The organism is Kribbella sp. NPDC048915, from assembly GCF_040649595.1.
Taxonomy (GTDB): Bacteria; Actinomycetota; Actinomycetes; order Propionibacteriales; family Kribbellaceae; genus Kribbella.
In genome coordinates, this window is record NZ_JBEZFT010000024.1 from 37,961 (window position 1) to 50,303 (window position 12,343).

Sequence of the window (12,343 nt, forward strand, 5' to 3'; positions counted from 1 at the left end):
TGGACTAATCTCTGAGTGACCGCACAATGTCGTGCGGTTCGGCGCGAGCGACGCCGACGAGCACGTGTGGAGACGGTGGGGAATGCAGAGCAAGCTGGACGTCCAGAAGGCCGATGTGCTCGCCAAGGCGGTGGCCGCGGGATCCCATGGGCACGACAAAACGGCCGACCCGGGCAAGCTGAAGACGTTCCTCGAGCAGTACTACCGGCATGTCGCGGCCGAGGACGTCGCGGAGCGCCAGCCGAACGACTGCCTGGGCGCCGCGCGGCACCACTACAAGTCCGCGATGTCGCGCCCGCAGGGGACGGCGAAGGTGCACGTGTTCACGCCGACGGTCGAGGAGCACGGCTGGTCCGCGGGCGGCCGCACGGTCGTCGAGATCGTCATCGACGACATGCCGTTCCTGGTGGACAGCGCTTCGATGGCGATCACCGAACGCAACCTCGAGTTGCAGTTGCTGGTGCACCCGCAGTTCGTCGTACGGCGGGATGTGGCCGGCACGCTGCAGGAGATCCTCGACGACAGCGCGACCGCGGACGGGCACGACCTGGTCCGGGAGAGCTGGATGCACCTGGAGATCGACCGGATCCCGGACGTCGCCGAGCATCGCGCGCTGGAGCAGGCGCTGCAGAAGGTGCTGAACGACGTCCGCGAGGCGGTCGAGGACTGGCCGAAGATGCACGAGAAGGCGGTCAGCATCGCGGCCGGTCTGGACGCTGCTGAGCTGCCGGTGCCCGAGAGTGAGGTGGAGGAGGCCCGCGAGCTGCTCGAGTGGCTCGCCGACGAGCACTTCACCTTCCTCGGCTACCGCGAGTACGACTTCACGATGGAGGGTTCGCAGGGGATCCTGCGGGGCCGGCCAGGCACCGGCCTCGGCATCCTGCGGCCGGACCCGAAGCCCGGCTCGGGCAAACTGCCGCCCGAGGTGAGCGCGAAGGCGCAGGAGCGCAAGCTGCTGATCCTGACCAAGGCGAACTCCCGGTCCACGGTGCACCGGTCGGCGTACCTGGACTACGTCGGCATCAAGCAGTTCGACGCGAACGGCAACCCGGTGCGCGAATGCCGGTTCATCGGTCTGCTGTCGTCCACGGCGTACACCGAGAGCGTCATGCAGGTGCCGGTGCTGCGGCGCAAGGCCCTCGAGCTCTTCAGACTGACCGGCTTCGACCCGAACAGTCACAGTGGCAAGGGGCTGCTCGACGTCCTGGAGACCTACCCGCGTGACGAGTTGCTGCAGGCGCCGGTCGAGGACCTGCTGCCGATCGTGCAGTCCGTCCTGCACTTGCAGGAGCGGCGTGCGGTCAAGCTGTTCGTCCGGCGCGACGTCTACAACCGGTACCTGTCCTGCTTGGTGTACCTGCCGCGTGACCGCTACACCACGGCGGTCCGGCTGAAGATGCAACAGATTCTGCAGGAGGCGATCGGCGCCGAGACCGTCACGTACGCCGCGTACGTCACCGAATCGGTGCTCGCGCGCGTGCACTTCGTGGTCCGGATGAAGCAGGGCGAGACGGTCGGCGAGTACGACGCCGAGCGCCTGGAGCAGCAGGTCGTCGAGGCGACCCGGGCATGGGTCGACGATTTCACCGCGGCACTGCACGCGCAGGGCGGTGACGTGGCGGTCACCAAGCTGGCTCGCCGGTACGCCGAGGCGTTCCCGGAGGCGTACAAGGAGGACTTCGACGCGCGCGTCGCGGTCAAGGACGTGAACGTCCTCGAGAAGCTCCCGGCCGAGAACGGCCTGGCGATGTCGCTCTACACCCCGCTCGACGAGCAATGGGAGGACGAGCGGCGCTTCAAGGTGTACCGGACCGGGTCGCCGCTGTCGCTGTCGCAGGTCCTCCCGCACCTGAGCGCGATGGGCGTCGAGGTCGTCGACGAGCGCCCGTACGAGCTCCGCCGCGCCGACGGCACGATGGCCTACATCTACGACTTCGGTCTGCGGGTGCCGGGCGGTACCGACGAGCGCGAGGAGCTGCGGACCCAGTTCTCCGAGACCTTCCACGCGGTGTGGGACGGCCGGGCCGAGTCCGACAAGCTCAACGCGCTGGTGCTGCGCGGCAACCTCAGCTGGCGGCAGGTGGCGGTCCTGCGCGCGTACCAGCGCTACATCCGGCAGGGCGGTACGCCGTTCAGCCAGGACTACATCGAGAACACCTTCCTCAACCACGTGGACGTCGCGCGGCTGCTCGTGCAGCTGTTCGAAACCAGCTTCGACCCGGCGCGCGGACCGGCCGACGACCCGGAGCGCCAGCTGCAGACGGACCAGCTGGAGAAGGAGATCCTCGCCGCGCTCGACACGGTGCAGAGCCTGGACGAGGACCGCATCCTGCGCTCGTTCCTGACTGTCATGAAGGCGACGCTGCGGACCAACTACTTCCAGCCGGGTCCGGACGGGCAGCCGCGGTCGTACATCTCGCTGAAGCTGGAGCCGAAGGCGATCCCGGACCTGCCGCAGCCGCGACCGGCGTACGAGATCTTCGTGTACTCGCCGCGCGTCGAAGGTGTGCACCTGCGGTTCGGCGCGGTCGCCCGCGGTGGGCTGCGCTGGTCGGACCGCCGCGAGGACTTCCGCACCGAGGTGCTCGGCCTCGTGAAGGCGCAGATGGTGAAGAACTCCGTGATCGTTCCGGTCGGTGCGAAGGGCGGGTTCTACGCCAAGCAGCTGCCCGACCCGGCCGCGGATCGCGACGCCTGGCTGGCCGAAGGCATCGCGTCGTACCAGACCTTCATCTCGGGACTGCTCGACATCACCGACAACATCGTTGCCGGGGACATCGTTCCGCCGCGCGACGTGGTCCGGTACGACGGTGACGACGCCTACCTGGTGGTTGCCGCGGACAAGGGCACGGCGACGTTCTCGGACATCGCGAACGGGGTCGCCAAGGAGTACGGGTTCTGGCTCGGCGACGCGTTCGCCTCCGGCGGCTCGGCCGGGTACGACCACAAGGCGATGGGCATCACCGCCCGCGGCGCGTGGGAGTCGGTCAAACGGCACTTCCGCGAACTCGGGCACGACTGCCAGCGCGAGGACTTCACGGTCGTCGGCGTCGGCGACATGTCCGGTGACGTGTTCGGCAACGGGATGCTGCTGTCGGAACACATCCGGCTGGTCGCCGCGTTCGACCACCGGCACATCTTCCTCGACCCGTCGCCGGACGCGGCCACGTCGTTCGCCGAGCGGCGGCGGCTGTTCGAGCTGCCGCGGTCGTCGTGGGCGGACTACGACCCGTCGCTGATCTCGGCCGGCGGCGGCGTGTACCCGCGGACCGAGAAGGCGATCCCGATCTCGGCCGAGGTTCGCGCCGTGCTCGGGATCGAGGGCACCGCGCCGACGCTGACGCCGGCCGAGCTGATGAGCGCGATCCTCAAGGCGCCGGTCGACCTGTTCTGGAACGGCGGCATCGGGACGTACGTCAAGGCGTCGTCGGAGTCGAACGCGGACGTCGGCGACAAGGCGAACGACGCGATCCGGATCAACGGTTCCGACCTGCGCGCCCGCGCGGTCGGCGAGGGCGGCAACCTCGGCTTCACTCAGCTCGGCCGGATCGAGTACGCCGCGTCCGGCGGCCGGATCAACACCGACTTCATCGACAACGTGGCCGGTGTGGACACCTCCGACCACGAGGTGAACATCAAGATCCTGCTGGACCAGGTGGTCGCCGACGGCGACCTGACCGAGAAGCAGCGCAACGACATCATCGCGTCGATGACCGACGAGGTCAGCGCGCTGGTGCTGAAGAGCAACTACCGGCAGAACATCGCGCTCGCCAACGCGTTGGCGCAGGCGCCGGCACTGATGCACGTCCACCAGGACTGGGTGCGCAGGCTGGAGAAGGAGGGGCTGCTCGACCGCGAGCTCGAGTTCCTGCCGAGCGTGGCCGAGTTCAAGCGGCGCCGGGCCGACGGCCGCGGGCTGACGTCGCCGGAGCTGTCGGTGCTGGTCGCCTACACGAAGATCGTGCTCGAGGCCGAGCTGCTGAAGACCTCGTTGCCCGACGACCCGTACCTGAAGCACAAGCTGGCCAGCTACTTCCCGAAGGCGATCCAGGAGCGGTTCGCCGAGCAGATCCAGGGCCACCAGCTGCGGCGCGAGATCATCACCACGCAGGTGGTGAACGAGTTCGTCAACACGTCCGGCATCACGGCGTACCACCGGCTCTCGCTCGAGACCGGCGGAACCGTCGAGGATGTGGTCCGCGCGAACCTGGCCGCGTCGCGGATCTTCGCGCAGCCGGAGTTGCTGGCGCGCAACTCCGAGCTCGACAACGTGGTCGACGCGGCGACGCAGACGCACATGCGGCTGGAGACCCGCACGCTGGTCGAGCGCGCCACCCGCTGGCTGGTGTCGAACCGGCGGCCTCCGGTGGACATCGAGGAACTGATCGAGTTCTTCGCTCCGGGCATCGCGAAGCTGACCACCGCGCTGCCCGACGTGCTGCGCGGACGTGAGCTCGCGCTGTTCGAGCAGCGCCGCGAAGCCCTTGTGCAGAAGGGCGTCTCGGACGACTTCGCGACCCGGATCGCGGTGCTGCCGCCGGCGTATGCCGGTCTCGGCATCGTGGAGACCGCGTCCCGCGAGGACATCGACATCCTCGAGGTCGCCAAGGTCCATTTCGCCCTTGGTGAGCGGCTGCAACTCGGCCGCTTCCTCGAACGCATCATCGGCCTGCCGCGCACCGACCGGTGGCAGACCATGGCGCGGGCGGCGCTGCGCGACGACCTGCACGCGGTACACGGCCGGCTGACCCGCCAGGTGCTCGCCAACACCGACCCGACGGCCGACCCCGAGGACCGCGTCGTCGCCTGGCAGGACCAGAACGCGACCGCCCTGGCCCGCGCCGCCACGATGCTGGAGGAGATCGTCGAAACCGAAGGCCCCGAACTGGCCCACCTGTCCGTAGGCCTCCGCCTGGTCCGAACCCTCACCACAACGCAGGCCTGACTCCGTGCGGGCAGGTGGGTAACTCCGACCTGCCCCACGTGCGGGCAGTGTCAGCGTTCGGACACGACGACGTCGACCGAGTATTGGTCGGCCCGGTAGCAGTGGCTGCCGTATTCGACGGGGGTGCCGTCGGCGGCGTAGGCGGAGCGGGTCATGGTGACGAGCGGCTCGGCCTTGGACATGTGCAGGGTACGGCGTTCCTCGGCGGTCGCGTTGCGGGCGCCGATGCGTTGCCGGGCGACCGTCGGGCGGATGCCGCGGGCGCGCAGGACGGCGTACAGACCGTTGTTGGTGAGCTCGTCGAGGGTCAGGTCGCTGAGCGTCGGCGGTAGCCAGTTGCGCATGATCGCGAGCGGCAGGTCGTCGGCGTACCGCAGCCGCACGATCGCGACCAGCGGCGTTCCCTGCGGCACCTCGAGGACAGTGGCGGCGCGTTCGTCCTGCGCGGTGCAGTCCAGCGACAGCACTTCGGTCCGCGGCGTCCGGCCCTCGCGCGCGAGGTCGTCGTACAGGCTGGTCAGCTCGGCCTTGCGGTGCACCATCTGGTTCGCGACCGTGGTGCCGATGCCGCGGCGGCGGACCAGCAGGCCCTGGTTGACCAGCTCGGAGATGGCCCGCCGGACCGTCGGGCGGGACAGGTTCAGCCGGTCGGACATGCCGATCTCGTTCTCGAACGGATCGCCCGGCCGCAGCCGTCCCTCCCGGATCGCGGCCGTCAACTGCTCGGCCAGCTGGTGGTACAGCGGCACCGGGCTGCTCCGATCGAGCTGAATCGGCAGCGGCGCGGTCAGGGGTCCTCCCATGAGCGGATGGTACACGCATATGTACCGACGTGAGAATGTGTTAACAAAGTATTGACACCCGTGCCACCCGCCCGGAAAGCTGACGAGCAACCAGCGCGCCGCGGGGACGTGTGGCGCGCCCGTTCTCGAGAGAGGCAACGCGGATGCGGATCGGGTTGGTCGGAGTCGGGCGGATCGGGGCGTTCCACGCCGCGACCCTGAAGGCTTTGCCGGCGGTGGATCAGGTGGTCGTCGCCGACGCGGACCCGGACCGCGCGCAGGTGGTCGCCAAGGAACTCGGCGTCGGGTACGCGCCCGACGTACCGGCGTTGCTCGGGTCCGGCGTGGACGGGTTCGTGATCGCCGCCGCGACAGGCGCGCACGCGGCGTTGATCGAGGACGGTCTGCGGGCCGGCGTCCCGACGTTCTGCGAGAAGCCGGTCGCGCTCGACCTGGCCGAGACCGAGCGGGTGCTCGCCCTGGTCGAAACGTCGCCGGTGCCGGTGCACATCGGTTTCCAGCGCCGGTTCGACGCCGGGTACCAGGCGGCGCGGGCCGCTGTGGAGTCCGGCGAGCTCGGCTTCGTGCACCACATCCGGGCGAACACGAACGACGCGTTCCCGCCGCACCGCGAGTACATCCCGCAGAGCGGCGGCTTCTTCCGCGACTGCACCGTGCACGACTTCGACATCCTCCGGTACGTCACCGGTCGCGAGGTCGTCAGCGTCTACGCGACCGGCGCGAACCGCGGTGAGACCTTCTTCGGCGAGTACGGCGACGTCGACTCGGCGGCCGCGCTGCTCACGCTCGACGACGGCACGTTCGTCGCGGTCAGCGGTACCCGGTACAACGGCGCCGGTCACGACGTACGGATGGAACTGCACGGCAGCCTCGGCTCGATCGCCGTCGGCCTGGACTCGCACACCGCGCTCCGCTCGGCCGAGCCCGGCGTCACGTTCCCGGAGGGGCCGGCGCACATGACCTTCATGGACCGGTTCCAGCCCGCGTACGTCGCCGAGCTGACCGCTTTCACCGAGGTCGTCGCAGGCGCCCGCGAGGTGCCCTGTACGGTCCGGGACGCGTTCGCGGCGTTCCGGATCGCCGACGCCTGTGAACTGTCCCGCCGTGAAAACCGCGTCGTCACACTCTGAAAGGGCCTGCTGAGATGACTGAACTTGCCGCCCGGATCGCCGGCGCCCCGATCTCATGGGGTGTGTGCGAGGTGCCGGGCTGGGGCTGGCAGTACGACGCGCCGACCGTGCTCGCCGCGATGCGCGCGGTCGGGTTGGCGGCCACCGAGTTCGGCCCGGACGGGTTCCTGCCCGACGACCCGTCGGAAAAGGCGAAAACCCTGGCCGACGTGGGACTTCGCGCCGTCGGCGGGTTCGTCCCGGTCGTGCTGCACGACCCGGCTGCGGACCCAGCACCCGCGGTTGCTGCCGCGTTGGAAGGCTTCGTCGCCGCCGGCGCGGGGACGCTGGTCCTCGCTGCCGCAACCGGCCAGGAAGGGTACGACGACCGGCCGGTGCTTGACGCCGCCGGGTGGAGCACGCTGCTCGCCAACCTGGACAAGCTGTCGTCGCTGGCGGCGTCGCGTGGTGTGCTCGCGACCGTGCATCCGCATGTCGGGACGATGATCGAAAACGCCGACGATGTTTCTCGCGTACTGGAGGGCTCGTCGATCGGTCTCACGCTCGACACGGGGCATCTGCTGATCGGTGGCGTCGATCCGGTCGCGCTCGCCGTCGAGCACACGGCGCGGATCCGGCACACGCATCTCAAGGACGTCGACGCCGCGTGGGCTGCGCGGGTGCAGTCCGGTGAGGTCACCTACACCGACGCCGTACGTGCCGGGATGTATCGCCCGCTCGGTGCCGGCGACATCGACATCACCACGATCGTGAGCACGCTGGAGAAGTCCGGTTACGACGGCTGGTACGTGCTGGAACAGGACACGATCCTGCAAGCACGCCCGGCGGACGAGGGTCCACTGGCCGACGTCCGCGCGAGTATCGAGCACCTGCGGTCGATCGCGGCGGCGGTTGCATGAATGCCGGTGTGAGTGCTCGGTGGGGTACGTGCTCGAGTACCTGCAGGACCCGGCGGGATGGGAAGGTCTGATGGTGGACGACGTACTGACGATCGGGCGCATCGGGGTCGACCTGTATCCGCTGCAGATCGGGACGCATCTGGAAGACGTCACCTCGTTCGGCAAGTTCCTCGGCGGGAGCGCGACGAACGTGGCGGTGGCGGCGGCACGGCACGGGCACCGGACGGCGGTGATCAGCCGGACCGGCAACGACCCGTTCGGCACGTTCATCCACCGCACGCTCGGCGAACTCGGGGTCGACGACCGCTTCGTCACCCCGGTCGACGGGCTGCCGACGCCGATCACATTCTGCGAGATCTTCCCGCCGGACAACTTCCCGCTGTACTTCTACCGCTTCCCGAAAGCGCCGGACCTGGTCATCGAGCCGTCGGAACTCGACCTGGACGCGATCCGCGACGCCCGGATCTACTGGTCCACGGTCACCGGCCTGTCCGCGGAACCGTCCCGCTCCGCCCACTTCGCTGCCTGGGAGGCCCGCGGCCGGCGTCCGATCACGGTTCTCGACCTCGACTACCGGCCGATGTTCTGGGAGGACCCGAGCGAGGCGCACGCGCAGGTGTCGCGCGCGCTGGAGTACTGCACAGTTGCGGTTGGCAACCGTGAGGAGTGCGAGGTCGCCGTCGGCGAAACCGACCCCGACAAGGCCGCCCAGGCCCTGCTGGATCGCGGACTCGATCTTGCCGTTGTTAAACAAGGCCCGCGCGGCACCCTCGCCCGGACCCGCGACGAGCGCGTCGAGGTCCCGCCGTACCCGGTCGAGGTCGTCAACGGCCTCGGCGCCGGCGACGGCTTCGGCGGTGCCCTGTGCCACGGTCTGTTGTCCGGCTGGCCGCTGGAGAAGATCATCCGCTTCGCCAACACGGCCGGCGCGATTGTGGCCTCCCGCCTCGAATGCTCCACCGCCATGCCCACCACCGACGAGGTCCTGTCTCATTTGGGAGCCGACGCATGAGCCCCCACGACGAAGACCAGTACTCCGAGCACGCCCGCCCCATCCCCGTGCACCGGCCCCACGGTGACCCGGACGCCACCACACCCACCCCCGGCCCCAACGACCCGACGGTGGTCGCCCGCGTCCCCACTGACGCCGACGAACGCGCAACCTGGTGGACCTCCGACACCGACAAGTGGTCGCCAGGTGCAGGCAAGTGGAACCCCGGCGCCGACAACCTGACCGTACGCTTCGCCACCCCGAACGACCCCGCCCCCAACGTCCCCACCGCCGCAGCCCACGGTGCATCCACTCAAGGCGCCCCGCCTGCCGCGCCGCCCGCCGCCGCGGGCAACCAGCCGACCGCCCGCCAACCCGTGGCAGCCGAGGGCAGCTCGACGCCGGCGCGTCAGCCCGCGTCCGTCGACTCGCATGATCCGAGGGCAACGGCCCCGCGCCAGATCTCCCAGAGCGGATCGGCGTACGCCGGTCCCGACGACCTCACGGTGATTGCACCGGCGCCAGGCGTCCCGGGTCCCGACGACCCGACCGTGATCTCGGGTGTCAACGACGGCGAATCGAGCGTGGTCGACCCGGCGGCTGCTGCGGGCCGTACCGACGCAGACCCAGCAGGGGACACGACTGTTCTGATCGATCCAGCTGGCGGTGAGCCGCGCACCGACGAGCCGTCTGCCGGCCCGTCTTCCGCTGGCTCGTCTTCCGCCGGCTCGTCTTCCGCCGCACCGTCCTCCGCCGCGCCGTCCTCCGCAGGCACCTCCTTCGCCGACGCGCCGTCCGCGACTCCGGACGGCCAGACGACGATCATCGGTGACCTGAACCTCCCAGCGGACTCGCCCGACGCGGATCCGTCAACCGACGCCCCGCGCGCCGACCAACCTTCGGCCGGTCACCAGATCACGGCGCACCCCGTACGCGGCCCCCAACGAGCCACCCTCCTCCCACCTGACGAGCCGCCACGCCCCGCGCCCCACACTGGCTCGGACCAGCACGCGGCGACTGCGGCAACAGCAGCGGGCGAGGTTGCATCGGCTACCAGCGCCATCGGTGCGGAGCCGCGTGCGGCGGACGCACCTGGCACGCCGCGCGACGAGGGGGCACCTGATGAAGGTGCGCCTGTTCCGGAGACCGTCGGCACGGATACCGCTCGAGCGGAGGGTTCTGGCACGGAGCGTTCTGGTACAGAGCGTCCGGGCACAGCGCTGTCTGGGACGCCGGCGCGAGGTGCGGGCGCCGGCGTGATGTCAAGCGCAGGTGAGGCGTCTGGAGCGTTGCCACCCTCGGACAACTCGCTGGCGTCCGATGGAACTGGCGACGACGCACAAGGTGCGGCTGCCGGTACGCCAGTGGGAGCCTTCGAACCGGACGCCCCTGCGGCGAGAGCCGCGCATCCGCAGCCGGCGGAGAAATCTGCACCCGAAGCAGGTGCTACAACCGGTGGCCTGGGTCCGATCAGCGCGGCACACGCTGCTGGTTCTCGTACTGCAGACGGCACAGATCCCGTGAGTGCCACGGATCCTACGAGTCCCGCCGGCGCTGCCCGCCGGATCAGCGGGGCGCGCACTGGAGGTGTGGCCGATGCAGGCGCGGCAGGTCCCGCGAGTGCTGCAGGTCCCTCGAATGCAGCGGGTGTGACATCGCAGGCCAGCGCCACACGTCCTGCGGACGCTGCGGGTCCGGCGCGTACTGCAGGTCCGGGGAGTGCGGCGGGCGCCGTGGGTCCTGCGGACGCTGCGGGTCCTGCGGACACGGCGGGTCCTGCGGGTCCTGCGGGTCCTGCGGGTCGGGCGGATGCTGCGAGTCCGGGGAGTGCTCCTGGTGCGGCGGGTCCCGTGAGTCCGGTTGGTGCTGGTTCGGTCGGTGCCGCTGGTGCGGCCGGTGCCGGCGGGGTCGCGGGTGGGGCCGGTGCGAGCGGCGTCGATAGCGCGGCTACTGCGGCTACTGCGGCGGGTGCTGCCGCTGTGGCGGCTGCGGCTGCGGTGGGGGCGGCTGGGAGTGTGGCCGGCGGGCTTGCCCGGAGCAGTGACGGTCCGCACGACGGTCCGCACGACGGTTCGCACGATCATTGGCACGACGGTTCACGTGGCAGCTCGCGTGATGGTGCGGGCGATGACGAGAGGCAGTCGGGGCGGGGTATCGAAAGCGCGGACGAGGTTGATGCGTTGGAGCACACCCAGCTCTATCCCGCGGTCGGGGACGACGGGATGTGGGCCGAGGGGCAGGCTGCTGACGACTTCGATGGGCGCGGGCATGCAACTGGTGCTGGTGCGACCGTGGAGCGCGTGGGCGAGCCGGGCCATCAAGCGTTCGACGAAGGTGCCCGTGCGCAGGCGGCAGGTGTGCCGTTGGACGACGCAGATGCAAACGGTTCATCAGAGGACGCAGGTGCGGACGGCTCATCGGAGAACGCAGGTGCGGACGGTTCACCAGAGGACGCAGGCGCGGACGGTTCCTCGGATGACGGCGGATGGGCTGGGGCCGCTGGTGCGGTGTTGGCGGACGGGGGGACGGTCGATGGTGCGTGGACGGAGGGCTCGGTTGTTGCGGGGGCTGAGGTTGCGGGGGATGCTCGTGGAGACGGGTGGGACGAGTTCGGGGCTCGGTTGGCGGAGTTGACCGAGATTCGGGTTCGGCATCCGGAGCGGGTGGCTGAGGGGTGGTTGCAGCGGCGGACTCGGGCGTTGGTGGGGGATGACGGGCGGCTGTTGATCGTGGCTGCTGATCATCCGGCGCGCGGGGCGTTAGGGGTTCGGGGGGACCGGATGGCGATGGGGAGCCGGGCGGATCTGATTGCTCGGTTGGTGATTGCGTTGCAGCGGCCCGGCGTGGACGGCGTGCTGGCCACACCGGACGTGCTGGAAGACCTACTCCTCCTCGGGGCGCTCGAAGGCAAGGTTGTCATCGGGTCGATGAACCGGGGTGGCTTGCAGGGTGCCGCGTTCGAACTGGACGACCGGTTCACGGCGTATCGGAGTGCGGACGAGATCGCGGCGCGCCGGCTCGACGGCGGGAAGATGCTGACGCGGATCGACCTCGACGATCCGGGGACCGTGGCGACTCTGGAGAGCAGTGCCGCGGCGGTGACCGGGCTCGCCGAGCACAAGCTGATGGCGATGGTCGAACCGTTCTGGTCGACGCGCGGCGAGGACGGGCGGGTCACCAACCTGCTCGACCCGGACTCGACCATCAAGTCGATCCAGATTGCGTCCGCGCTCGGTGCGACCAGCGCGTACACCTGGCTCAAGTTGCCGGTCGTCGACGAACTCGACCGTGTCATGGAAGCAACGACACTGCCGACGCTGCTGCTCGGCGGCGATCCGACCGTGGCGCCGGAGGTGACCTATGCGTCGTGGGCGAAGGCACTCGAACTCCCTTCGGTGCGTGGACTCGTGGTCGGACGGGCGCTGCTGTTCCCACCGGATGGCGACGTCGCAGCGGCTGTCGACCACGCCGCAGGGCTCGTCCATGGCGAGAGCGGCCGAACCGTCGGGATCGGCGACAACGCAGCGCGCAGCACAGGAGACCCACGACGCCCATGAGCCGCATGACCTGGACCA

8 protein-coding genes are annotated in these 12,343 nt (G+C 69.8%); 6 read left to right on the forward strand and 2 right to left on the reverse strand.

Features of this window, described 5'->3' with window-relative positions; translation table 11 throughout:
• Window positions 1-82 precede the first annotated feature (82 nt).
• A complete protein-coding gene (locus tag AB0B82_RS15435; RefSeq protein ID WP_360167556.1) occupies window positions 83-4,945 on the forward strand; it encodes an NAD-glutamate dehydrogenase in 4,863 nt (1,620 codons plus the stop codon).
• Between the two features lie 50 nt (window positions 4,946-4,995).
• Here AB0B82_RS15435 and AB0B82_RS15440 read toward each other — a convergent pair whose 3' ends face one another.
• Window positions 4,996-5,748, reverse strand: a complete 753-nt coding sequence (locus tag AB0B82_RS15440; protein ID WP_360167559.1) for a GntR family transcriptional regulator — start codon at window positions 5,746-5,748, stop codon at window positions 4,996-4,998.
• Between the two features lie 143 nt (window positions 5,749-5,891).
• Between AB0B82_RS15440 and AB0B82_RS15445 the strand changes: the two genes are divergently transcribed.
• From AB0B82_RS15445 to iolC, 3 genes are all read left to right on the forward strand, one after another.
• On the forward strand, window positions 5,892-6,878 hold the full coding sequence (locus AB0B82_RS15445; protein ID WP_360167562.1) for a Gfo/Idh/MocA family oxidoreductase: 987 nt from the start codon (window positions 5,892-5,894) through the stop codon (window positions 6,876-6,878).
• A gap of 14 nt (window positions 6,879-6,892) precedes the next feature.
• Window positions 6,893-7,777 (forward strand): sugar phosphate isomerase/epimerase, encoded by an 885-nt coding sequence (locus AB0B82_RS15450; RefSeq protein ID WP_360167565.1) that lies wholly within the window; start codon window positions 6,893-6,895, stop codon window positions 7,775-7,777.
• A gap of 70 nt (window positions 7,778-7,847) precedes the next feature.
• Complete coding sequence (iolC, locus tag AB0B82_RS15455) at window positions 7,848-8,789, forward strand: 5-dehydro-2-deoxygluconokinase (RefSeq protein ID WP_360167700.1); 942 nt, start codon at window positions 7,848-7,850, stop codon at window positions 8,787-8,789.
• Between the two features lie 388 nt (window positions 8,790-9,177).
• Here iolC and AB0B82_RS15460 read toward each other — a convergent pair whose 3' ends face one another.
• Window positions 9,178-9,594 carry a hypothetical protein gene (locus AB0B82_RS15460; protein ID WP_360167568.1) on the reverse strand — a complete coding sequence of 139 codons (417 nt, stop codon included), beginning with the start codon at window positions 9,592-9,594 and terminating at the stop codon, window positions 9,178-9,180.
• Window positions 9,595-10,088: 494 nt separating this feature from the next.
• Between AB0B82_RS15460 and AB0B82_RS15465 the strand changes: the two genes are divergently transcribed.
• The gene (locus AB0B82_RS15465; RefSeq protein ID WP_360167571.1) at window positions 10,089-10,292 is read left to right on the forward strand and encodes a hypothetical protein; all 204 of its coding nucleotides are present in this window, start codon (window positions 10,089-10,091) and stop codon (window positions 10,290-10,292) included.
• 1,097 nt (window positions 10,293-11,389) lie between these two features.
• Window positions 11,390-12,325 (forward strand): deoxyribose-phosphate aldolase, encoded by a 936-nt coding sequence (locus AB0B82_RS15470; protein ID WP_360167574.1) that lies wholly within the window; start codon window positions 11,390-11,392, stop codon window positions 12,323-12,325.
• The last annotated feature ends 18 nt before the right edge of the window (window positions 12,326-12,343 follow it).

Bases quoted from the DNA above. Each gene is read 5' to 3' on its own strand.
- AB0B82_RS15445 (WP_360167562.1), top strand. From the start codon at position 5,892: ATGCGGATCGGGTTGGTCGGAGTCGGGCGGATCGGGGCGTTCCACGCC.
- iolC (WP_360167700.1), top strand. From the start codon at position 7,848: ATGGTGGACGACGTACTGACGATCGGGCGCATCGGGGTCGACCTGTAT.
- AB0B82_RS15465 (WP_360167571.1), top strand. From the start codon at position 10,089: ATGGAACTGGCGACGACGCACAAGGTGCGGCTGCCGGTACGCCAGTGG.
- AB0B82_RS15435 (WP_360167556.1), top strand. From the start codon at position 83: ATGCAGAGCAAGCTGGACGTCCAGAAGGCCGATGTGCTCGCCAAGGCG.
- AB0B82_RS15460 (WP_360167568.1), bottom strand. From the start codon at position 9,594: ATGATCGTCGTCTGGCCGTCCGGAGTCGCGGACGGCGCGTCGGCGAAG.
- AB0B82_RS15440 (WP_360167559.1), bottom strand. From the start codon at position 5,748: ATGGGAGGACCCCTGACCGCGCCGCTGCCGATTCAGCTCGATCGGAGC.
- AB0B82_RS15450 (WP_360167565.1), top strand. From the start codon at position 6,893: ATGACTGAACTTGCCGCCCGGATCGCCGGCGCCCCGATCTCATGGGGT.